Genomic DNA, 20,584 nt, shown 5'->3' with positions numbered 1-20,584 from the left:
TCCATTTGACGCATCGCTCGCTCCCCCGAGTCGCCAGCATCGTCAGTGGGCAACACAGCCAAGGTCTCTGACCGCAACCTGCAATTGTGCCAGGCGATAGACCACTTCACCAGGTCTCACGCGGGCGACCGGGGAGGTATGTCATGCGTAGTGCCGAGGATGTTCTGAGACGGCCGGTGGGCGGGAACCGGGGGCCGGTACCGCAGTCTTCCGCGCGGTGGCCGTCCGCCTTCGAACCGCACCCGCCGCTGGTTTCCGGTGGCTGGTACCAGTGCGCCGACCAGGAGGTCACCGGCCCGGGGCGGTACCCGGTCGATCGCCCGGTGGGCAGGTCGGCGGGGGCGGCGCTGTTCTGGACGACGCTGCTCGGGCCGCTGGGGCTCTGCTACTTCTCGTTCGCGGGCGGGCTGGTGGCGGCGGTGCTGGCCGCCGCGATCGTCGTCGCGACCGGCAGCGTCGTGCTGCTGGCCGTGATCTGGCCGGTGTGCATGGCACTGGCCCTGCTGGGCGTCCCCTGGAACTGAGGGGCTCCGGGGGACATCGGGGGGAGGGGAACGGCACGCCGGCCCCGGCCGTCCGTATGTCTACAATGGACATACGAGGTCACGGGGCGGGGGACGGCGGGGCAGGCGTGCCGTTCGCGGTCCGGCGTGGTGCCGGGCCGGGTAACCGAGTTCACCTGGCCGGTCGGCGGCGCGTGCCAGTTCGGTTCGAAAGCGGACATACCCTGACCTCTATGTCTGCGATCGTGGTTTCATGCCGGACGACGACCGCACCCCGAAGGGCCCGAACGACGTGACCACGACCCAGCCGCCCGCCACGCTCGACGCCGAGCGGACCGACCTGCTCACCGAGCTCGCGGACGCGCGTGCCGACCTGGTCGCCACCACGGAAGGACTCGGCGACGAGCAGGTGAGCGCACGCCCGACGGTCAGCGAGCTGTGCCTCGGCGGGCTGGTCAAGCACGTCGCGGCGATGGAGCAGCAGTGGCTGCGGTTCGTGGTCGAGGGCCCGTCGGCGATGCACTACGACCTGCCCGACGGTGTCACCTGGGCGGACATCGCGGCCGGAACCGCGCGCGAGTTCCCGCGGTGGATGACCGAGCACCGGAACGGTTTCCGGCTGCTGCCGGGGGAGACACTGGCCGGGATCCTCGACCACTACGCGCGGGTCGCGGCCCGCAGCGCGGAGATCATCGCCGCCGTGCCCGACCTGTCGGCGACGCATCCGCTGCCGGAGGCGCCCTGGCACGAGCCGGGCGCGGTGTACAGCATCCGCCGGGTGCTGCTGCGCGTCATCGCCGAGACCACCCGGCACGCCGGGCACGCCGACATCCTGCGCGAGTCGATCGACGGCCGGAAGTCGAGCTGACCGGTGACCGTTCTCGACACCAGGGCCCTCAACCGCGCGACGCTGCACCGGCAACTGCTGCTCGACCGCGCCGACCTGCCGGTGCACGACGCCGTCGCGCACCTGTGCGGCCTGCAGGCGCAGGAACCGCAGGAACCCTTCGCCGGGCTCTGGTCCCGCCTGCGCGCGTTCGACCCGGCGGAGCTGTCGGATCTGCTGACCGGGCGGCGAGTGGTGCGCACCCACCTCATGCGCCGTACGGTGCACCTGCTCACCGCGGACGACGTGCTGGCCTGGCGGGCCCGCCACGACGCCATGCTGCGCCAGCGGGTGCTCGGCACCTATCGCCGCGAACTCGACGGGGTGAACCTCGACGAGCTCGCGGCGGCGGGCCGGGCCGTGCTCGCCGACGGCGAACCCCGGTCGATGTCCGGGCTCGCGCGGGCGGTCGCCGGTCGCTGGCCGGAACCGGGGCGGCGGGCGCTGGGCGAAATGCTGGTCGCCGCGCTGATCCCGATGGCGCAGCTGCCGCCGCGCGGGGTGTGGCGTGTCAAAGCGGGTGTGCGCAACGTTCCGCTGTCGGAGTGGCTGGGTCGCGACGTCGACGCGTTGCCCGCGGACGACACCGATCCGGTCGGCCAGGCTCTGGTCCGGCGCTACCTGGCCGCGTTCGGCCCGGCGGCCTCGGCGGATCTGCGTGCCTGGTGCGGTCTCGCCGGGCTCCCGGCCGCGGTGTCGGCGATCCGCGGCGAGCTGGTCGCCTTCCGCGACGAACGTGGCCGGGAACTGCTGGACCTGCCCGGCGCGCCCCGGCCCGATCCGGACACCCCGGCCCCGGTGCGGTTCCTGCCCGCGTTCGACAACGCGATCCTCGGCTATCACGATCGCGGCCGGATCATCGACGAGGGCCATCGCGGCCTCTCGGTCGCCGGGGAACGCGTCGTGCTCGTCGACGGCCGGGTGTCGGCGACCTGGACCGTCGAAGGGGACGCCGTGGCCGTGACGCCGCTGCGCCGTTTCTCGCGAGCCGAGCGCGCCGAGGTCGCCGAGGAGGGGCAGGCGCTGGCGTCGTTCCTTTCCGAGTCCGGCGACGCTCGCGTGCGGATCGCCGCGCCCGGCTGACGGCGTCAAATGTCCACTGTGGAGTAAACCGTCACCCCCGCTCGGGGCGTGACGGTTCGGCGGGGGGCGGGTTCCGTGCCCTGGCACGGGACACCTCGCCGCGTTCCGTCACGCGCCGGGCGGTGACGCCGCAGCCGAGCGACGTCAGCACGCACACGGCCGCGACCACCACCGCCCACACCGCACCGGTGGTCACCGCCAGATAGCCCTGGACAACCGCCACGACGCCGTAGGTGATCGCCAGGCTCCGCCAGTTGCCGCGCGGGCTCATGGGCACCTCCTGGTCCACGGAGACAGCCCTACATCGCGGCGCCGGGGAGGATAGTTACACCGCCACCGCACAAAACCCGGCGGTGTGACCCCGGCCGGACGGCCGCCGGGTTGTCCATATAGGACAGTGAAGATCGACGCGGTGTCGGCGTTCGGCGTATTCGAGCGCGACGCCGATCGCGGGACGGCGGCGCGGACGCCGGCTCAGCGCAACCGCTCGTGCAGTGCTTCCATCCTGGCGTCGAGCTGGGCGGACATCATCGCGGTGCTGGCCAGCTCCGCGGTGAAGTCCGCGGGGACCCGGTCGTCGTACTTGTAGAACAGCTTGTGCTCCAGCGTCGCCCAGAAGTCCATCGCGATGGTGCGGAACTGGAGCTCGACCTTGACCTTCACCACCCGGTCGGACAGGAACACCGGGATGCGCACGATCAGGTGCAGGCTGCGGTACCCGTTGGGCTTCGGGTTCGCGATGTAGTCCTTCTTCCGCACCAGTTCCACGTCGTCCTGCGCGAGGAGCATCTCCGCCACGCGGTACACGTCGGAGATGAACGGGCAGATCACGCGCACGCCCGCGATGTCGTCGAGGTGCTCGGCGATGGCGGTCAGGTCGTCCGGGATGCCCCGGCGGATCCGCTTGGCCTGGATGGCCTCCGGCCGCTTGACCCGGCTGGTGATGTGCTCGATCGGGTCGTGCCGGTGGACGAAGTCGAACTCCTCGCTCAGGATGCGCAGCTTCGTCATCAGCTCCTCGATGGCGAACTTGTACACCAGCAGGAAGCGGGAGTACGAAAGCCCGGCGCCGAGCTGCTCGTCCGGCGTCGTCCCCGCGGCACTCGCACGCGCCGGCGACCCGTTACCCGCCGCGCGCGGGACGGGCTCCCGCGAAACGCTCTCCATTTTCCACCCTCACTGACCTGCGACAACCCTCACCCTGACCCAACGAACTCCACGATAACCGGGTTCCCGAAGCTGCCCGCGCCCGAGTCCGACCTGCGCGGGGCCGTCCTTTGTAGAGTTCGGAGGATTTCGGTGCTCTGAAGGCCACCTTGAGGGCGCTCAGCGCCCTCAAGGTGGCCTTCAGAGCGTGGGGAGCATCGGCACATGCGCGCCAGTTGACCGAGTGGATGTTCGGTTGCCGTACATGTGTGCGACAGGCGGAGTCCATACTCGCTCGGCGCGGCTCGCTTACGTTCCACCCGGAAACGTGAGACGTGAGGAGTGTTCGGGTAATGGATCGCAGAGCGTTCATGGCGGCCGCCGGTGCCGCGGCGGCGGGGACCGTGCTGGTGCCCGGTCAGGCGGAGGCGCAGCCGGGCTGGGGGCCGAACGGGCCGGTCGTGCGGTTCAACATCCTCAGCGACATCCAGGGTGACCTCGCCGACTTCGGCCGCGCGCTCGACGACCTGCACCGGGTCAACCCGGGCAGCGCGGGCCTCGGCATCGCGGGGGACATCACGCCGCGCGGCTACGACTTCGAGTACGCCCAGGTCCGCGAGACGATCGACAAGCACCCGCATCCGCGCGAGGTGGCGTGGGCGATCGGCAACCACGAGTTCTACGTGCCGAAGTGGCGCGACCCGGACACGCTCGCCCAGGAGACCTGGCCCAACGGGACGACCGAGGACTCGCTGTTCCGCAGCTTCTTCCGGTTCGCCAAGCGCAACACGATCTACAGCGAGACCTCGTTCGGCGGCATCCCGGTGCTCTGCCTCGGCACCGAGCGCTACGCGAAGTACCACGACCCGAAGCTCTGGGACGAGGTCTGGATCAGCGACCAGCAGTTCACCTGGCTCGAACAGCGCCTGCGCTACTGGTCCTCCCGGCGCAAGCCGGTGATGGTGCTGACCCATCACCCGCTGCCGAACACGGTTTCCGGGACACACAACAAGCTCTACCTGTCCGACTACCTGCAGCCCGACCGGCTGCTGTCGATTCTCGGCCGTTACCCGGACGTGTTCCTGTTCTCCGGGCACACGCACTGGGACCTCAACCTGTCCGACTGGGTGATCCGCCGTGTCGTGCCCGGCACCGGCAACCTCGAAGGATTCACCGTGGTCAACACCGCCGCCGTGCAGGTCGGCTGGATGGACGACGGCAAGGGCGGCGAGGTGTCCCTCGGCGGTGCCTTCAACCAGGGCCTGCAGGTCGAGGTCTCGCTCCGCTCGGTGGTCATCAAGGCACGCGACTTCACCACCGGAACGTGGCTCAAGCAGATCACCGTCCCGTTGCACAACTCGATCGGTGGTCCCTGGTGATCACCGGAATGGGGGAGGGTCACTAAATAGTCCTTTATGGACATGAACGCGGGAAGGACTCCGGCGCGGCGCTCGACGTCGCGAAGGGGTCCTTCCTGGCGTTTCCAGTGATCATTTCCGAAAACGTATGCCGGTGAAAGGTGGTCGGAGCCTTGGGGGTAACGTGGCCGACCTCACGGAGGGGGAGAGGTGCGGGGGGACGGTGGTGCCGGTGTTCCGGTTTTCGGTGCGCCATGGGGAAAGTCGGCGGGACGGGTCCGGTGTCATCCGCTGGTCTGTCATCTGCTCGACACCGCGGCGGTCGCGGGAATACTGGCCCCCGTCCTGCTGGGCGTGAACCGGTGGCGGGCGCTCAGGGAATCCTGCGCGGCGCTACGGGATCCGCAGTTGTGGCTGGCATTACTGTGCGGTATTCACGACATCGGAAAGTACGCGCCGACCTTTCAGTCGCTCAATTTCCCGCTGGCCTCCGCCCGCCTTGGCGCGTGGGCGCTCGACGACCTCGTGCTGCAGCGCAAACCCGCCGGAGCCCCCGCGCGCGTCGACACCCCGCACGGCCTGATCACCGCGTGGCAGGTGGAGGAGCTGCTGCGTGCGTGGCACGCGCCGAAGGAGACGGCGATCGCCGTCGCCGCGGTCCTCGGCGGCCACCACGGGCACTTCCCCGCGGGTCAGCAACTGCGACAGACGTTCCATGAGGCCAACGCCCGTGGAGCGGCTGAGTGGTCGGCCCGGCGCGTGGACCTGGTCGGTGAGGTGGCGCGGCTGCTCGGGCTGCCCGACCCGGAAAAGCAGCGCTGGGCGGACGTACGGCTGACGCCGGACGGGCTGACCGCGCTCGCGGCGCTCACCTCGGTGAGTGACTGGATCGCCTCCGACGAAGAGAACTTCCCGTCGCCGGAGGAAAGGTTCGACCTCGACGACTACGCCGTGCTCGCCGGGCAACGCGCCGAGGCGGCGGTGGCGCGCCTTCGCCTGACACCCTGGCGTCCGCCCGCGAACCCGACGTTCGCGAAGCTGTTTCCCGACGACAAGCCGTTTCCGGTGCAGGAACTGACCGAGCGGCTGGCCGGCGAGCGGCCCGGCCCGGCGATGCTGCTCGTCGAGGCGCCCACCGGCGAGGGCAAGTCGAAGGCGGCGTTGCAGGCCGCGAGCGCGATGGTGCGCGGGCTGGGGATGTCCGGCGTCTACGTCGCGATGCCGACGCAGGCCACCAGTGACCAGATGCGCCGGGAAATGCGGAAGATGTTGAAGCGGCTTGGAGACCCGACACCGGTCCACCTCGCCTACGCCGGTGCGTACGGCGAGGCGGCCGCGCGGCCCGGTGACGTCGGGTGCGACGGGGACATCGCGCAGGACCTGCTCGCGCTGGCCTGGTTCACCCGGAAGACGAACCTGCTCGCGTCGCTGGGCTGCGGGACGATCGACCAGGCGCTCAAGGCCGCGATCCGGTCGGGGCACGTGTTCGTCCGCCTCGCCGCGCTGGCGGGCAAGGTCGTGGTCTTCGACGAGGTGCACGCCTACGACGTCTACATGTCGACTTTGCTGGAGCGGTTGCTGACCTGGCTGGGCGCGCTCGGTACGCCGGTCGTGCTGCTTTCGGCGACGCTGCCCGCGAAGCGGCGGCACGCGCTGCTCGCCGCGTGGCAGTCCGGGTTCCGCGGCTGCCGTCCCGGAGAGATCGAGGACACCGTCGCCGCGCACTATCCCGGGGTGACCGTGGCCGACGGAAAAGACATCGTCGCGCATCCCGCGGGGGTGTCGCCAGTGAACGAGGGCCGGGTGATCGCACTCGATCGCGTTCCCGACGAGGACGTCGTGGACTGGCTGCTGGCGCGGGCGAAACGGGACCGCTGCGTCGCGGTGATCCACAATCTCGTCCGCCGGGCCGTCGCGACACATGCCGCGCTGGCCGAGCGCATCGCATTACTGCCCGAGCACGAACGACCGCTGCTGATCGCGATCAACGGCACCCTCCCGCTCGGACGCCGCCGGGCGGTCGAGGAGAAGCTGCGCGAGTGCTTCGGGGCGGAGCGGAAGGCCAGGCCGCGCCGGGCGATCGTCGTCGGCACCCAGGTGCTCGAACAGAGTCTCGACCTCGACTTCGACGGGATGGTCAGTGATCTGGCGCCGATCGACGCGCTGATCCAGCGCGCGGGACGGCTGCACCGGCATCTGCGGGACCCCGCGCGCGGGCCGGAGGTGCTGACGATCACCGGCGTCACCGACATGCCCGACGGGCCGCGTTTTCCCCGGTATCTCGGGGCGGTCTACGCGCCGATCGTGCTCCTGCGCACCTGGGCGCTGCTGCGGGACCGCGCGCGGATCGAGTCCCCTGTGGACGTTCCCGGCCTCGTCGACCGCGTCTACGGTGAGCGGGTCGAGTGCCCGACCGGCTGGGAAACCCGCTGGCATCGGGAAGTCGTCCGCTTCGCGGCGGCCGTGGACAAGGACGGCAAGGCCGCGACGAAGCGGTATCTGCCAAGGCCCGACGTGCTCGAGGACCTCGACGAACTGACGGAGTATCCACAATGGACCTACACGAGGAATCCCAGGAAGCGCCGGTGAACGACGAGCTGTCCGTGCGCGTCGTGCTCTTTCGCCGGGACGCCTCCGGCGCGCGGGTTCCGGTGTACCGGACCGATTCCGGCGATCTCCGTGAGTCCGCCACCGTCCTCACCGCGCCGGTCGGCGTACCGCGCGCGGTGGTGCGGACGGTGCTCGGCACCGAGGTACCCGCGGAGTTCGCGGCGGATCCGTGGCTGCACCGGCACCGCGCGCTGGTGTTCGCCGACGGCCGTTGCCGGGTCGGCGCGCACGAACTGCGGTACCACGAGGAGTTCGGCGTCTACGCGGACGAAGAGCCGTGAAGGTGTCGTTCGACGTCCGTACCGAACCGTGGATCCCGGTGGACGGCTGGGAACGGCCGCTGGCGAGCCTGACGGAGGTGGTGGCGTGCGCGCACCGGATCCGCCGGATCGCCGGGGAGACGCCACCGATGACCGCGGCGTTGTACCGGCTCGTGCTCGCGGTGTTCCACCGGGTCTACGGGCCGGGCCGCCGTGCGGACTGGGCCGGGCTGTGGGCCGCAGGCTCCTTCGACCGGGTCCCATTGAAGGAGTACTTCTCCCGGCACGACAAGCGGTTCGACCTGTTCGACGCCGGCTTCCCGTTCCTCCAGTGCCCCGAGCTGCCCGCGGCGCGGAAGGCCAGCGTCGCGAAGCTGATCCCGCACCGGTCGGTGGGGAACAACGTGACACTGTTCGACCACACGACCGCCGCGGACCGGGTCGAGCTGTCCCCCGGCGAGGCAGCGCGCTGGCTGGTCACCGCGCGGGCCTTCGACCCGGGCGGGATGAAAACGCCCTACCTGCGGGAAAAGCACTCGGTGCGCGCGCCGTGCAACGAGTTCGGCGTGGTCCTCGTCGAGGGCGCCACGCTCAAGGAAACCCTGCTGCTCAACGCGATCCGGTACGCGCCGGAGGACGAGCGACCCTCGACCACGACACCGGGGGACGCCCCGGAGTGGGAGCGGGTGCCGCCTTCGCCGCATCCCGGCGCCCGCGCCGCCGACGGCTGGACGGACGTGCTGACCTGGCCGTCCCGGCGGATCCGCTTGCTGCCGGAGGTGACCGGCGGCGTCCCCGTGGTCGCCGAAGCCGTGCTGACGCCCGGTGATCGGCTGCTCGACGAGCTGCCGGACGCCGAGTTCATGGCGGCCTACCGGACACCCACGGCGGCGGGTGGCAGGCCGAAGCCCGGCGCACCGATGCTCCCGGTGCGGCTGTACCCGGTGCGCGGGATCTGGCGGCACAGCGTCGAACTGCTGCTGACCGACCCCCGCGCCGAGGAGCGGACCCGGCAGCGCCCGCGGGCGCTCAAGCAGCTCGCCGAACTCGTGCGGCAGGAGGAGATCCCGGCCGAGACGCTGTACACGCTGCGGGTGTTCGGCCAGCAGCTCGACGCGAAGGCCTCGGTGGTGGAGGGCTACCTGGAGGACGAGGTACCCGCGCCGGTCGCGCTGGTCCAGGCGACCGACGGGAGGCTCGCCGTGCTGGTCGGCAGTGCGGTCCAGCTGGCCGACGACGCGGGCTCGGCCCTGCGCTCGCTGCGCAACGAGTACCGCAGGGCGTTGCGCGCCAAGGCGGGCGCGAGCCTCGATCTCGGCTACTGGCCCGCGCTGGCCCGGCCGTTTTCGGTGTTCCTGCGCGAGGTGAACGAGGCCCGGTTGCGGGGGCTGCCGGAAACCCGGGCCGCCGAGGCGTGGAAGCGCGTGGTCACGGGCACCGCCGAACGGGCAGCCGAGACCTGGGCCGCCGGTGTCGTGGCGCGCGACCGCGCCCTGGCCGTGCTGGGGAGGGAACACGCCGCGTTCCGGCTGCGGCTGGCCAAGCACGCCAAGAACTTCGACGGCCTCGTCGCCAAGTACGTCATGAAGGAAACCAGCCAGTGAGTACTTCGGTCGCGCAGCGGCGCGACACCTTCGTCAAGGCGTTGTACGCCCTGCACCACGGTGCCGCCTCGGGCCCGCCTGGGTGGCGCTCGACCTGCCGGGGACGGCTGGCGCACCTGCGCCGGAGCCTGGCCGGGCCCCGTTCGCCGTGCGCGGCGTACGACTTCGTCTTCGCGCACGAGCCGCCGGAGTCCGAACAGGACACCTGGCTGCTGGTCGCCGGTCTGTTTGCCACCCACCCCCGGCCACATCGCCGGGGCGATCGTTCGCTGGGCGCGTCGCTGCGGGCGTTGCGGGAAAAACGCGGCGACTCGGTGGCCCGCCGGTTCGAGCAGCTGCTGGCCCGCGAACGTGCCACCCTGCCACACCATCTGCGGCAGATCGTGCGGTTGCTGGCCTCCGACGACGTGCCGGTCGACTACGCCGCGCTCCTCGACGACCTCGTGGTCCTCCTTGGCGAGGACTACCGCGGGACGGCGGCGCATCGCGTCCGGCTGCGGTGGGCCCGGGACTTCCACAGCCCCGCGCCCGTGCCGTCCACCACCGCCTGAGAACCACCCGGAGACTTCGTGATCATCGAACTGCACCTGCTCCAGTCCTTCCCGGTCAGCAACCTCAACCGCGACGACGTCGGCCAGCCCAAGACCGCCACGTTCGGTGGCAGCACCCGCGGCCGGATTTCCAGTCAGTGCCTCAAACGCTCCGCCCGGCTGCTGTTCACCGAACACGGGCTCGGCGAGCACGAGACCGGCGTACGCACCAAACGGCTGCGCGACGGCGCGGCGAAGCTGCTCGCCGAGCGGGGCCACGACGAGCGGACCGCGCCCGCCGTGGTCACCGCGGGCCTCGAACAGCTCGGCTTCGGCGTCGACCAGGCGAAGGGACTCACCGAGTACCTCCTGTTCGTCGGCAGAACCGCCGTCGACCACCTCGCCGATTACTGCGACCGCGACTGGGACGCGCTGGCGGCCGCCGCGGCGGCCAAGGACGGCAAGCGGAAACCGGCCAAGGCCAAGCCGGACAAGAACGCGCTCGCCGAGGCCCGGCGGATGCTCGACGCGACGCGCGCGGCCGACGTGGCGCTGTTCGGCCGGATGATCGCGGACAACAAGGACTTCAGTGTCGACGCGGCGTCCCAGGTCGCGCACGCCCTGTCCACCCACGCGGTGGCCACGGAGTTCGACTTCTACACCGCCGTCGACGATCTGAAGCCGGACGCGGAGGCCGGTGCGGACATGATCGGCACGGTCGACTTCAACGCCGCCTGCTACTACCGCTACGCCAACCTCGACCTCGGCCGGTTGCGCGGGAACCTCGACGGTGACGAGCCGCTCGCCGGGCGCGCGGCGCGGGCGTGGCTCGGCGCGTTCATCCACGCGGTGCCCAGCGGCAAGCAGAACTCCATGGCCGCCCGCACGCTGCCCGACACGCTGCTGGCCGTCGTGCGGGAGGCCGGGGCCTGGAACCTCGCCAACGCGTTCCTCAAGCCGGTGACCGAAACCGACGACACCGACCTGATGGCCGCCTCCACCGACCGGCTCGCCGGGCACCTCCGGCGGCTGCGTGACTTCTACGGCGAGGGCGGCATCCGCGCCACGGTCGCCGCGTCGGTGTCGGGCACGGTGCCGCACACCGCGGACGGCGATCTCGCGGGCTCCGTCGGGGAATTCACCTCGCGCGTGCTGGACGCCGCCGGCGTTTTCGCGGCATGACGGCCACGCTGGCGCTCTGTTTCGACGCCCCCATGCAGTCCTGGGGCCTGCGCTCCCGTGGCGTGCTGCGGGACACCGCGCCGGAGCCGACGAAGTCCGGGGTGGTCGGCCTGCTCGGGGCCGCGATGGGGATCGAACGCGACGACGAGGCCCGGATCGCGGAGCTGGCCGCGTTGCGGCTGGGCGTCCGCGTCGATCGCGAAGGACTCCTCGAACGCGACTACCAGACGACCCAGAACGTGCCCACCACGCTCGGCACCGGCCATCGCACGGTGGTGAGCGAGCGGTACTACCTCGCGGACGCGGTGTTCCTCGTGCTGTTGGAGGGACCCCGCCCGCTGCTGGCCACACTCGGTGCCGCGGTCGCCGCGCCGCGATGGCCGTTGTGCTTCGGGCGTCGCGCCTTCGTGCCCGCCCGTCCGGTGTTCTGCGGTCTCCACGACGGTGGTCTCGACCGGACGCTGCGGGAGCACCGCTGGCTCGAATGCCGCGCCCGTGCCCTCGCGGTGACCGGGGACCAGCAGCGGGTCACCCTGCGCACCGTCGTCGACTGCGGCGCCGGGGAGCCGGGGGCCCAGCCGCGTCACGACGTCCCGCTGTCGTTCGCCCGCGGCGCCCGCCGGTTCGCGCCCCGCGCGGTCCGGATCGGCGAGGTGCCCTTGACCGAGGAGATGATCCCGACGGGAGAGCTGCCGTGTTCCTGAGCAAACTGGCCGTCGACGTCCGCGCGCGCACGTTCCGCCGGGACTACGCCAACGTGCACGACATGCACCGCACACTGATGTCGGTCTACCCGGATCCCTCGGCGGAGCGGGAAAAGCGTGAAGCGCACGGCGTGCTGTGGCGGCTGGACGGCACTCGCGGCGGTTTCGTGCAGTACGTGCAGAGTCACACCGAACCGGACTGGGCGAAACTGCCCGCCGGGCACCTCACCGCGCCGGCCGAGGTGCGGTCGCTGCGCCCGGTGCTCGACGCCGTCGCCGCGGGCCGGAAGTTCGCCTTCCGCATGGTCGCCAATCCCACGAAGTGCGACCACCGGACCCGCAGGCGGCTCCCGCTCCGCCTGCCCGCCGAGCAGCTGGCCTGGCTGGTCCGGCAGGGCGAGCGGCACGGGTTCGTCCTGCCCGCCGCCGGGGACGGGCGGCCCGACCTCGCCGCGACGCCGCTGGCGACGATCAGCGGCCACAAGAAGGAGACGAAGCGGATCACCGTCGAACCGGTCCGCTTCGACGGGCACCTCGTCGTCACCGACGCGGCCGCGTTCACCGGGGCGCTGACCGGCGGGGTCGGCAGGGCCAAGGCGTACGGCTGCGGCCTGATCAGCCTCGCGCCGCCGAGGACGGGCTGAGGGTGGGCCGAGGGCGGCGCGCCGGAGTGTCCACTGTGGTCTCACTCGGGGCGTGAGCGGTCGCGGAACGTGCTGAAGGACGCCTTCAGTGCATCCAGCGCACCGAAGGCGTCCTTCAGTGCGGTCAACGCACCAAGGCGTCCTTCAGCACCGGTCAGTCGAGCATGCGGAGGATCTCGCCGACGATCAGCTCCGGTTCGGTGAACATCACGAGGTGCCCTGACCTCGGCGCCTCGACCAGCCGCCCGTGCGGCACCGCGTAGGCGGTGCGCCGGTGCGCGGCGGTGATCGCCTTCCGGACGCGCGCGTTGATCCGCGCCGACCGCATGCCGGTGATGACGCTGACCGCGAACGGATCGAGCACCGGCGGCCGGTCCCGCAGCGCGCGCAGTTCGCCGGGGAACGGCGCCATCTCCGCGAGCAGGGCCCGCGTGGCCCCCGGGGTGAAGTCCTCCCGCCGGTGATCGGCGGCGACGTCGGCGGGCTGAACGCGGCCCGGCCTGCTGCCCAGCGTCCGGTAGAGGCCGAGACGCGTCACCGCGGGCAGCACGGCCTGCGAGACCCGGTGCCGTTTCTCCGTCGAGGGCGTGAAGAACAGGTCGCAGTTCTCGTCGCTCTGGTCCACCAGCACGAGACCGCGGACACGCGCCGGGTCCGCCGCCGCGGCGACGCGCACGATCGGGCCGCCCCAGCTGTGTCCGACGAGGACGAACGGGCCCGGCCCGAGCGCGTCCAGCAGCGCGCCGAGGTCACCGGCGAGCCGGGCGAGCGTGCGCGGCCGGGGATCGGGATCGCTGCGGCCCGTCCCGGCCCGGTCGTACACCACCGCGCGGACGTGCCCGGCGACGGACGGCTGCACGAGTCCCCAGGTGGACCGCGAAAAGCCCATCCCGGATTCGAACACCACGACCGGGCCGCCGGTGCCGCGCGCCATGTAGTGCAGCCGACGGCCGTCCGCCAGCGGCACGAACGCGCTCGTGCCGAACGTGTGACCGTTCGTGGTCATCCCGCCTCCCCGTCGTCGAGTAAGGCTTACCTTAGTCCGAGCCGCGGACCTGGTTCCGGTCAGTCGCCGTCCGGCGCCGGGATCCCCGCGGCCACCAGCGTCGCGGTGATGGGTTCGAGCTCGGCGACCAGTTCGTCGAGCTCGGCGGCCGAGAGGGCGTCGAACGGCGGGGCGGCGAGCTCGTCGGTGAGGGCCTCGACGCGCTGCTTGGTCTCGCGGCCGGCGTCGGTGAACCGGCCGTCGGCGTCGACGAGCCCGCGCTCGCGCAAGCCGTCCATGACCGCGGCCAGCCGCTCCTTCGGCAGGTGATGGACACGCCCGAACGACTCCGGCGGGTGAATGCCCATCGCCAGCGCGGCGAGGATGTGCGCCTCCGTGCCGCCGATGCGGGCGCCGACGAGAGCGGCGATGTGGCCGTCACCGCGGTACTCGCGCAGCGTGGTCGCGGAATGCCACAGCCGGGCGACCGGGTCGCCCGGCACCGGGAGGGTACGCATCCCGGCGTACATCATCCGGCCCTCGGTGGGCGCGCTCGTCGCGGCCTTGGTGGTCAGGTCGGCGGCGCGCGCCAGGCCCGGGGAACCGGCCAGCTCGTCGCCGAGGATCCGCCGGAGGGAGGCCGCGCTGCCCCGCTCCCGCGCGGCGACGGACTCCTCGGGCGGGATCTTCTCCCACGCGCTCGGGATGTGCCGCGCGGCCTCGCCGTCGGCGAAGTTGTAGAAGGCCGCGTGCACGACCTCCGCCGGTACCCGCCCCAGCGGCGCGGCGCGGCTGGCGAAGTAGCCGTCCCAGTAGGTGCGGTGGCCGAGCGCGGCCAGTTCCTCGTTGCACTCGTCGGCGAAGAAGGTGACCAGGCAGATCGGCTCCATGAGCTCGAACAGGCGACGGGCGGTGTGCGTCATGGCCGACATCATGCCTGCGGTCCCCGGGAAGGGGAATTCGTTCGCGGGTGGTGTCGATTCCGGCCGGTGCCGTGCGCCGTAGGGGTGAGGACAGCACTACGACCGGAGGAACGAGATGCGGAAACTGCGGGTGACCAGCTTCGTCACCCTGGACGGGGTCGTGCAGGCGCCGGGCGGCCCCGACGAGGACCGCGAGGGCGGATTCGCGCACGGCGGCTGGGCCGTGCCGCGGATGAGCCAGGAGCTGATCGGGCGGATGACGGACCTGCTCGCCGACGCGGGCGCGTTGCTGCTGGGCCGCCGGACCTACGACATGTTCGCCGCCACCTGGCCACTGGCCGGGGCAGACGATCCGATCGGGGCCCGGATGAACGCCCTGCCCAAGTACGTCGCGTCACGGACGCTGGAGCGCGTGTCGTGGCGGAACTCCACCCTGCTCACCGGTGACGTCGCCGAGGCGGTCGCCGAGCTCAAACGGGGCGAGGGCGCCGAGATCCAGGTGCACGGCAGCGGCGGGCTGCTCCGGACGCTGCTCGCGCACGACCTGGTCGACGAGTTCCACGTGCTGACCTTCCCGGTGCTCGTCGGGCCCGGCAAGCGGCTGTTCGGGACCGGGACCGTCCCGGCGGGACTCCGGCACGAGGGCACGACCGTTTCCGGTGGCGTCGTGATCAGCGACTACGTCCGGGAGGGCGCGGTCGAGTACGGTGCGATGGGGCCGGAAACCGGGAACTGGTGACGGGAGACGGGCGGATCATGCCGCAGTACGCGATTCTGATCTACGAGAAGGAACTTCCCGGTGGGGTGGCCGACATCCCGCCCGAGGTGATGGAAGCCAACCTCTCCGCCGGGGAGAAGATCGCCGCGATGGGCGTCAAGGTCGTCCATGAGCAGGGACTCCAGTCCAGCGCGGAGACGCGCACGATCCGCAAGGACGGCCTGGTCACCGACGGTCCGTTCCTGGAGGCCAAGGAGGTCATCGCCGGGTTCTTCGTGATCGAGGCGGCCGATCTCGACCAGGCGATCGCCGTCGGGAAACTGCTGCCGATCATGGACGGCGCGGTCGAGGTCCGGCCGCTGCTGGAGATGTGACCAGGGCCGAGCACGCCGTCGCGGACGCGCACCGGCGCGAGTGGGCCGTCGTGCTCGCCGCGACGGTGCGTGTCACCCGCGACCTCGATCTGGCCGAGGAATGCGTCCAGGAGGCCTACGCCGACGCGCTGGTCTCCTGGACACGCGACGGCGTGCCGGCGCGCCCGGGTGCCTGGCTGACCACCGCGGCCCGGCACAACGCGCTGGACTCCTTGCGCAGAGCCAAAACCCTGCGCACGAAGCTGCACCTGCTCGTCGAGCCCGCGACGGCGGAAACGGAGCTCCCGGCGGACCCGGTGGTGGCCGACGACCGGCTCCGGCTGATCTTCCTGTGCTGTCACCCGGCGTTGTCCGCCGAGGCACAGGTCGCGCTCACCCTGCGGCTGGTCTGCGGGGTGCCGACGCCGGACATCGCGCGGGCTTTCCTGGTCCCCGAGGCCACCATGGCCGCGCGGATCACCCGCGCGAAGAAGAAGATCGCCGCGGCGCGGATCCCGTTCCGGCTGCCCGCGCCGGCGACGCTGCCGAGCAGGCTGGACACCGTGCTCACCGCGATCCACCTGCTGTTCACCACCGGCCACACGGCGCCGTCCGGGGCCGCGCTGGCCGACGACGATCTCGCCGGGCGCGCGCTCGCGCTGGCCCGCGTGCTGCGGGAGCTGATGCCCGGCGAACGCGAGGTCGCCGGGCTGCTCGCGCTGCTGCTGGCCAACCACGCCCGCCGGGCCGGACGGTCCACAACGGACGGACGGCTGCTGCGGCTGGCCGAGCAGGACCGGTCGCGCTGGGACCGGGGGGCCATCGCCGAGGCGCACGAGCTCGTCGTCGTGGCGTTGCGCGGCGGCGGGCCCGGCCGCTTCGCCATCCAGGCCGCCATCGCGGCGTTGCACGCGGACGCGCCCCGCTACGAGGACACCGACTGGCCGCAGATCCTCGAACTCTACGACGCGCTGGGAAAGGTGTGGTCCTCGCCGGTGGTCGCGCTGAACCGGGCGGTGGCGGTCGCGATGGTCGACGGGCCCGCCGCCGCGCTGGCCGAGGTCGAAAGCCTGGAGGGTGATCCCCGGCTTTCCGGCTACCGCTACCTGCCCGCGGTCAAGGCCGATCTGCTCCGCCGCCTCGGCCGGGACGCCGACGCCGCGGCGGCGTACGAGCGGGCGCTCGGGCTGACCGCCAACGACGCCGAACGCGGGTTCCTCGCCGGGCGTCTCGCCGAGCTGAGCTGAATATCCACAGAGGACAGTCGAGAAGGGATCGCATGGCCGCGCTCTTTCCACCGATCGAACCGTACGACCACGGGATGCTCGACGTCGGCGACGGCAACCGGGTCTACTGGGAGACCTGCGGCAACCCCGGTGGCAAGCCGGTGGTGATGCTGCACGGCGGTCCCGGGCAGGGCTGCTCCCCGCAGATGCGGCGGATGTTCGACCCGGCGCGTTACCGCGCCGTCCTGTTCGACCAGCGGGGGTGCGGGCGCAGCGTGCCGCACGCGAGCGATCCCGCCACGGACCTCCGGCACAACACCACCGGGCACCTGGTCGCGGACATGGAGCGGCTGCGCGAGCACCTCGGCGTCGACCGCTGGCTGGTGATCGGCGGTTCGTGGGGGACCACGCTGGCGCTGGCCTACGCACAGCGGTATCCGCGCCGGGTCACCGAGATCGTGCTCCAGTCCATCAGCACCGCGCGGCGTTCGGAGCTGGACTGGCTCTATCGCGGTGCCGCGCGTTTTTTCCCGGAGGCGTGGGAAGTTTTCTCGAACGGTGTGCCAGAAGGGGAAGACCTTCTCGCCGGGTACTCGCGGCTGATGTCGGATCCCGACCCCGGCGTGCGGGACCGCGCGGTGAACGCCTGGTGCACCTGGGAGGACGCGGTACTGTCCCTGGAACCCAACGTCCCCCGGACAGTCCACAGTGGTCACCCGGACCCCGGCGACGCCGCGTTCGCCCGGCTGACCGCGCACTTCTACTCCCATGCCGCCTGGCTGGAGGAGAACGCGCTGATCCGCGACGCCGGGCGGCTCGCCGGGATCCCGGGCGTGCTCGTGCACGGCCGTCGTGACCTGAGCTGCCCGGTGGACACGGCCTGGGAACTGGCCAGGGCCTGGCCCGGCGCCGAACTCCTGGTCGACGACGACTCCGGGCACCACGGCAGCGACCGCAAACGCGCCTGGGCCCTGCGCGCGCTCGCCCGCTTCGCCCGCTGACACCGACCCGGGCCCGGCATTGGTCCGTGAATGCCACATTGAGGGACTCAGAGTCCCTCAATGTGGCATTCACGGACCACCGGACACCTCGGGGCTTCGTGGGGGTGGACGGTTTTTCCGGGTCAGGTTCGTGGTCGCGCACGAACCGATGGGCCGCCGTCCGGCCTACCGTTTCGGCAAGTGCTTTCCCCTCGACGCGGACGAAGAGGTGCACATGTCGAAGCTCAACCAGACCAATGCCCGGCCGTGCGCATGAGCGACGCTTGCGAGCGAGTCATGGATTTCATGCGCCAAAAGGGAGCAAACACTGTCTCGCGGAGCGAGGCGATCGCATGAGTGGCATCGCGGAACGTGTCGCGTGGGTGTTCGCCGAGGCCGGGGCCCGCGGGTTCGTGCACGCCCGCGAGGTCGGGGTGACCGGCGGTCCCGAGGTGGACGTGCGTGCGGACGAGCCCGTCGTGCTGGCCTCGGTGTTCAAGATCCCGGTGGCGCTGGCCTACGCCCGCGAGGTCGCGGCGGGCAGGCTGGCCGAGACCGACCGGACCCTGGTCACCTCGCGTTACCGCATCGGCGGGATCGGCACCGCGGGCTGCGCCGACGACGTCGAGCTGAGCTGGCGCGATCTGGCCCTGTTCATGATGACCATGAGCGACAACGCGGCGACCGACACGATCTATCACCGGGTCGGCGCCGCCACGGTCGACGCCGTGCTCGACGACCTCGGGCTGACCCGCACCCGGATCCTCGGCTGCTGCGAGGACCTGTTCGCCTCGATGGCGATCGACCTCGGGGTCGTCCCGGGCGAAGGTGCCGAAAAGGACGTCGAAGCGGCGCTGGAGGCGGCGACACCGGATCGGCTGTGGCAACTGTCCATAATGGACCCGGAGAAGACGACCGCGTCGACGCCGAGGGAGATCACCACCCTGCTCGACGCCGTGTGGACGGACCGGGCCGGTGTCCCCGAGGCCTGCGAGCGCGTCCGGACGATCATGGCGCAGCAGGTCTGGCCGCACCGGCTGAGCTCCGGGTTCGCCACCGGGGTCCGGATCGCCGCCAAGACCGGCACCCTGCCCGCCGTCCGCAACGAGGCGGGCGTGGTGACCTACCCCGACGGCCGCCGGTACGCGGTCGCGGTGTTCACCAGGGCGCATTCGCTGGAGGACCGGCAACCCGCCGTCGACGCCGCGATCGGCCGCGCCGGACGGCTCGCCGTCGAGCACCTGCGCACCAGCACGCACTGATCCGACCGGCCCGGGAGAGAGCCATGAAATCCGTACGCATCACGGCGGCGCTGTGTGCCGTCCTCGCCGTGGGGGCGACCGGCTGCGGGCCGGGCAGGGCGGGCTCGGCGGCGAACCGGGAACTGGCCGACGGCAGGACGTTCACCATGTCCGTCCCCAGCGATCCGGGCACCCTCGACCCGGCGCTGACCGCGATGTCGATCGCGCGCGGAATCGGCCGGTTCCTGTACGGGCAGCTGGTCGGCGTGACCGCCGACGGCACGATGGTCCCGCAGCTCGCGGAGAAGTGGGAGGCGAGCACCACGAAGGCCACCTTCACACTGCGTCCGGGCATCACCTGCGCGGACGGCGCGCCGCTCACGGCGGGCGACGTGGCCGCGAACATCTCCTTCGTCGGCGATCCGAAGAACAGGTCGCCACTGGCCGGTGTCCAGGTGCCGCCGGGGACGACGGCGGCCGCCGATGAGGCGGCCCGCACGGTGACCGTGACCAGCGGCGCGCCCGACGCGTTCCTGCTGATGAACATCGGCACCCTGGCCATCGTCTGCGGCGAGGGGATGCGGGACCGGCGCGTGCTGGCGAAGGGCGGGCAGGGCACCGGGATGTTCACCGTCGCGGAGATCGTGCCCGGCGACCACTACACGTTCGTCCGGCGCGGGGACTACGCGTGGGGGCCGGGAGACTGGCCGCGCACCCAGCCCGGCCTGCCCGACAAGGTCGTGATCCGGGTGATCCCGAACGAGACGACCGCCGCGAACCTGGTGCTCTCCGGCCAGCTCAACGCGACGGCGGTGCTCGGCGCCGACCGGCTACGGCTGTCCGCGCGGAAACTGGCCCACGGCGACGTGCTGCTCCCGGTCGGGCAGCTGTGGTTCAACCAGTCCGACGGCCATCCGGGACAGGACAGGGCGGTGCGGCGGGCGCTCGTCCAGGCCCTCGACCTCGCCCAGCTCGGCAAGGTGCTCACCAACTCCACCGGGAAGCCTTCGCGGGGCATGGTCACCGCGATGCCGAGACCGTGCCCGGGCGACCCCGTCGGGGCCAACCTGCCGAAGCACGACCCCGCGGCCGCCGCGGCGGCGCTGGACGCCGCGGGCTGGGTGGTCGGGCCGGACGGCGTCCGGGCCAGGAACGGCAAACCGCTCGCGGTCGGCCTCCTCCAGCCCACCACGCTCGGCCAGGGCGGCCGCGCCGCCGCGGAGCTGATCCAGCGGACCTGGCAGAAGATCGGTGTACGGGCCGACATCCGGACGGGCGACGGTCCCACGGTGAACCAGGTCCTGCTGGGCACCGGCGCGTGGGACGTGTCGATGGCGCCGGTGGCGTTCGGCCTGCCCAGTAACGCGGTGCCCTTCGTCTCGGGGCCGACGCCTCCGCAGGGGACGAATCTCGCGCACCTGAAGAACGACGGGTACACGGCGGCGGCCAAGCAGGCGGCGGCGCTGTCGGGCCCGAGCAGTTGCGAGTACTGGGACAAGGCCGAAGCGTCGCTGGTGCAGGCCGTCGACGTGGTGCCCTACTACGACTCCGTGGTGCCGTACTTCCTCAACGGCGCGAAGGTGACGGTGGACTACGGCGTCGATCCGTTCTCGATCCGCATGTTCGCCGGATGACCCGCGCCGAAGAC

General features: G+C 71.7%; 22 protein-coding genes. 18 read left to right on the top strand and 4 right to left on the bottom strand.

What is annotated here, in order from left to right; all coding sequences use genetic code 11:
• Positions 1-143: 143 nt before the first annotated feature.
• The 3 genes from ABD987_RS13175 to ABD987_RS13165 all read left to right on the top strand — a co-directional run bounded on the left by ABD987_RS13175 (position 144) and on the right by ABD987_RS13165 (position 2,472).
• The gene (locus ABD987_RS13175; protein ID WP_345391363.1) at positions 144-524 is read left to right on the top strand and encodes a hypothetical protein; all 381 of its coding nucleotides are present in this window, start codon (positions 144-146) and stop codon (positions 522-524) included.
• Positions 525-756: 232 nt separating this feature from the next.
• Complete coding sequence (locus ABD987_RS13170; RefSeq protein WP_345391360.1) at positions 757-1,371, top strand: DinB family protein; 615 nt, start codon at positions 757-759, stop codon at positions 1,369-1,371.
• 3 nt (positions 1,372-1,374) lie between these two features.
• Positions 1,375-2,472 carry a winged helix DNA-binding domain-containing protein gene (locus ABD987_RS13165; protein WP_345391357.1) on the top strand — a complete coding sequence of 366 codons (1,098 nt, stop codon included), beginning with the start codon at positions 1,375-1,377 and terminating at the stop codon, positions 2,470-2,472.
• Between the two features lie 31 nt (positions 2,473-2,503).
• Here ABD987_RS13165 and ABD987_RS13160 read toward each other — a convergent pair whose 3' ends face one another.
• Both ABD987_RS13160 and ABD987_RS13155 read right to left on the bottom strand, forming a co-directional pair.
• Positions 2,504-2,743 (bottom strand): hypothetical protein, encoded by a 240-nt coding sequence (locus ABD987_RS13160; protein WP_345391354.1) that lies wholly within the window; start codon positions 2,741-2,743, stop codon positions 2,504-2,506.
• A gap of 203 nt (positions 2,744-2,946) precedes the next feature.
• A complete protein-coding gene (locus tag ABD987_RS13155; protein ID WP_345391351.1) occupies positions 2,947-3,639 on the bottom strand; it encodes a GTP pyrophosphokinase in 693 nt (230 codons plus the stop codon).
• A 332-nt stretch (positions 3,640-3,971) separates the two neighbouring features.
• Between ABD987_RS13155 and ABD987_RS13150 the strand changes: the two genes are divergently transcribed.
• The 8 genes from ABD987_RS13150 to cas6e all read left to right on the top strand — a co-directional run bounded on the left by ABD987_RS13150 (position 3,972) and on the right by cas6e (position 12,510).
• Complete coding sequence (locus ABD987_RS13150; RefSeq protein ID WP_345391348.1) at positions 3,972-4,997, top strand: metallophosphoesterase family protein; 1,026 nt, start codon at positions 3,972-3,974, stop codon at positions 4,995-4,997.
• A 189-nt stretch (positions 4,998-5,186) separates the two neighbouring features.
• Entirely contained in the window at positions 5,187-7,565 is a 2,379-nt protein-coding gene (gene cas3 / locus ABD987_RS13145; RefSeq protein ID WP_345391345.1) for a CRISPR-associated helicase Cas3', read from the top strand.
• Entirely contained in the window at positions 7,562-7,867 is a 306-nt protein-coding gene (locus ABD987_RS13140) for a hypothetical protein (protein WP_345391342.1), read from the top strand. The genes cas3 and ABD987_RS13140 overlap by 4 nt, the downstream gene beginning before the upstream one ends.
• Positions 7,864-9,450, top strand: a complete 1,587-nt coding sequence (casA, locus tag ABD987_RS13135; RefSeq protein WP_345391339.1) for a type I-E CRISPR-associated protein Cse1/CasA — start codon at positions 7,864-7,866, stop codon at positions 9,448-9,450. Before ABD987_RS13140 ends, casA begins: the two co-directional genes overlap by 4 nt.
• Positions 9,447-10,001 (top strand): type I-E CRISPR-associated protein Cse2/CasB, encoded by a 555-nt coding sequence (casB, locus tag ABD987_RS13130; protein ID WP_345391336.1) that lies wholly within the window; start codon positions 9,447-9,449, stop codon positions 9,999-10,001. The genes casA and casB overlap by 4 nt, the downstream gene beginning before the upstream one ends.
• Positions 10,002-10,019: 18 nt before the next feature.
• Complete coding sequence (gene cas7e / locus ABD987_RS13125; RefSeq protein WP_345391333.1) at positions 10,020-11,162, top strand: type I-E CRISPR-associated protein Cas7/Cse4/CasC; 1,143 nt, start codon at positions 10,020-10,022, stop codon at positions 11,160-11,162.
• Positions 11,159-11,866, top strand: coding sequence for a type I-E CRISPR-associated protein Cas5/CasD (gene cas5e / locus ABD987_RS13120; RefSeq protein WP_345391330.1), 708 nt, complete (start codon positions 11,159-11,161; stop codon positions 11,864-11,866). Before cas7e ends, cas5e begins: the two co-directional genes overlap by 4 nt.
• Positions 11,857-12,510: a type I-E CRISPR-associated protein Cas6/Cse3/CasE gene (gene cas6e, locus ABD987_RS13115; RefSeq protein WP_345391327.1), complete on the top strand. Its 654-nt coding sequence runs from the start codon at positions 11,857-11,859 to the stop codon at positions 12,508-12,510. The genes cas5e and cas6e overlap by 10 nt, the downstream gene beginning before the upstream one ends.
• 154 nt (positions 12,511-12,664) lie before the next feature.
• Here cas6e and ABD987_RS13110 read toward each other — a convergent pair whose 3' ends face one another.
• Both ABD987_RS13110 and ABD987_RS13105 read right to left on the bottom strand, forming a co-directional pair.
• Positions 12,665-13,516, bottom strand: a complete 852-nt coding sequence (locus ABD987_RS13110) for an alpha/beta fold hydrolase (protein ID WP_345391324.1) — start codon at positions 13,514-13,516, stop codon at positions 12,665-12,667.
• A 59-nt stretch (positions 13,517-13,575) separates the two neighbouring features.
• Positions 13,576-14,418 (bottom strand): SCO6745 family protein, encoded by an 843-nt coding sequence (locus tag ABD987_RS13105; protein ID WP_345391321.1) that lies wholly within the window; start codon positions 14,416-14,418, stop codon positions 13,576-13,578.
• 115 nt (positions 14,419-14,533) lie between these two features.
• Here ABD987_RS13105 and ABD987_RS13100 point away from each other — a divergent pair, with 115 nt between their 5' ends.
• The 7 genes from ABD987_RS13100 (at position 14,534) to ABD987_RS13070 (ending at position 20,570) form a co-directional block, all read left to right on the top strand.
• Positions 14,534-15,157, top strand: a complete 624-nt coding sequence (locus ABD987_RS13100) for a dihydrofolate reductase family protein (RefSeq protein ID WP_345391318.1) — start codon at positions 14,534-14,536, stop codon at positions 15,155-15,157.
• A gap of 17 nt (positions 15,158-15,174) precedes the next feature.
• On the top strand, positions 15,175-15,510 hold the full coding sequence (locus ABD987_RS13095; RefSeq protein ID WP_345391315.1) for a YciI family protein: 336 nt from the start codon (positions 15,175-15,177) through the stop codon (positions 15,508-15,510).
• Positions 15,507-16,736 (top strand): RNA polymerase sigma factor, encoded by a 1,230-nt coding sequence (locus tag ABD987_RS13090; RefSeq protein WP_345391312.1) that lies wholly within the window; start codon positions 15,507-15,509, stop codon positions 16,734-16,736. The genes ABD987_RS13095 and ABD987_RS13090 overlap by 4 nt, the downstream gene beginning before the upstream one ends.
• Before the next feature lie 32 nt (positions 16,737-16,768).
• Positions 16,769-17,716, top strand: a complete 948-nt coding sequence (gene pip / locus ABD987_RS13085; RefSeq protein ID WP_345391309.1) for a prolyl aminopeptidase — start codon at positions 16,769-16,771, stop codon at positions 17,714-17,716.
• A gap of 130 nt (positions 17,717-17,846) precedes the next feature.
• Complete coding sequence (locus tag ABD987_RS13080; protein WP_345391306.1) at positions 17,847-17,972, top strand: hypothetical protein; 126 nt, start codon at positions 17,847-17,849, stop codon at positions 17,970-17,972.
• Between the two features lie 76 nt (positions 17,973-18,048).
• Positions 18,049-18,957: a serine hydrolase gene (locus ABD987_RS13075; RefSeq protein ID WP_345391303.1), complete on the top strand. Its 909-nt coding sequence runs from the start codon at positions 18,049-18,051 to the stop codon at positions 18,955-18,957.
• Positions 18,958-18,980: 23 nt separating this feature from the next.
• Positions 18,981-20,570, top strand: a complete 1,590-nt coding sequence (locus ABD987_RS13070) for an ABC transporter substrate-binding protein (RefSeq protein ID WP_345391300.1) — start codon at positions 18,981-18,983, stop codon at positions 20,568-20,570.
• The last annotated feature ends 14 nt before the right edge of the window (positions 20,571-20,584 follow it).

The organism is Amycolatopsis samaneae, assembly GCF_039541975.1.
Lineage (GTDB): Bacteria > Actinomycetota > Actinomycetes > Mycobacteriales > Pseudonocardiaceae > Amycolatopsis > Amycolatopsis samaneae.
The sequence above is the reverse complement of the archived record's forward strand: the minus strand, read 5'-3'. Positions and strand labels throughout refer to the sequence as shown.

Coding starts and splice junctions, on each gene's coding strand:
- ABD987_RS13075 (WP_345391303.1), top strand. CDS start 18,049: ATGAGTGGCATCGCGGAACGTGTCGCGTGGGTGTTCGCCGAGGCCGGG.
- ABD987_RS13170 (WP_345391360.1), top strand. CDS start 757: ATGCCGGACGACGACCGCACCCCGAAGGGCCCGAACGACGTGACCACG.
- ABD987_RS13105 (WP_345391321.1), bottom strand. CDS start 14,418: ATGACGCACACCGCCCGTCGCCTGTTCGAGCTCATGGAGCCGATCTGC.
- ABD987_RS13175 (WP_345391363.1), top strand. CDS start 144: ATGCGTAGTGCCGAGGATGTTCTGAGACGGCCGGTGGGCGGGAACCGG.
- pip (WP_345391309.1), top strand. CDS start 16,769: ATGGCCGCGCTCTTTCCACCGATCGAACCGTACGACCACGGGATGCTC.
- ABD987_RS13095 (WP_345391315.1), top strand. CDS start 15,175: ATGCCGCAGTACGCGATTCTGATCTACGAGAAGGAACTTCCCGGTGGG.
- ABD987_RS13160 (WP_345391354.1), bottom strand. CDS start 2,743: ATGAGCCCGCGCGGCAACTGGCGGAGCCTGGCGATCACCTACGGCGTC.
- ABD987_RS13100 (WP_345391318.1), top strand. CDS start 14,534: ATGCGGAAACTGCGGGTGACCAGCTTCGTCACCCTGGACGGGGTCGTG.
- ABD987_RS13150 (WP_345391348.1), top strand. CDS start 3,972: ATGGATCGCAGAGCGTTCATGGCGGCCGCCGGTGCCGCGGCGGCGGGG.
- ABD987_RS13110 (WP_345391324.1), bottom strand. CDS start 13,516: ATGACCACGAACGGTCACACGTTCGGCACGAGCGCGTTCGTGCCGCTG.
- cas5e (WP_345391330.1), top strand. CDS start 11,159: ATGACGGCCACGCTGGCGCTCTGTTTCGACGCCCCCATGCAGTCCTGG.
- ABD987_RS13070 (WP_345391300.1), top strand. CDS start 18,981: ATGAAATCCGTACGCATCACGGCGGCGCTGTGTGCCGTCCTCGCCGTG.
- ABD987_RS13155 (WP_345391351.1), bottom strand. CDS start 3,639: ATGGAGAGCGTTTCGCGGGAGCCCGTCCCGCGCGCGGCGGGTAACGGG.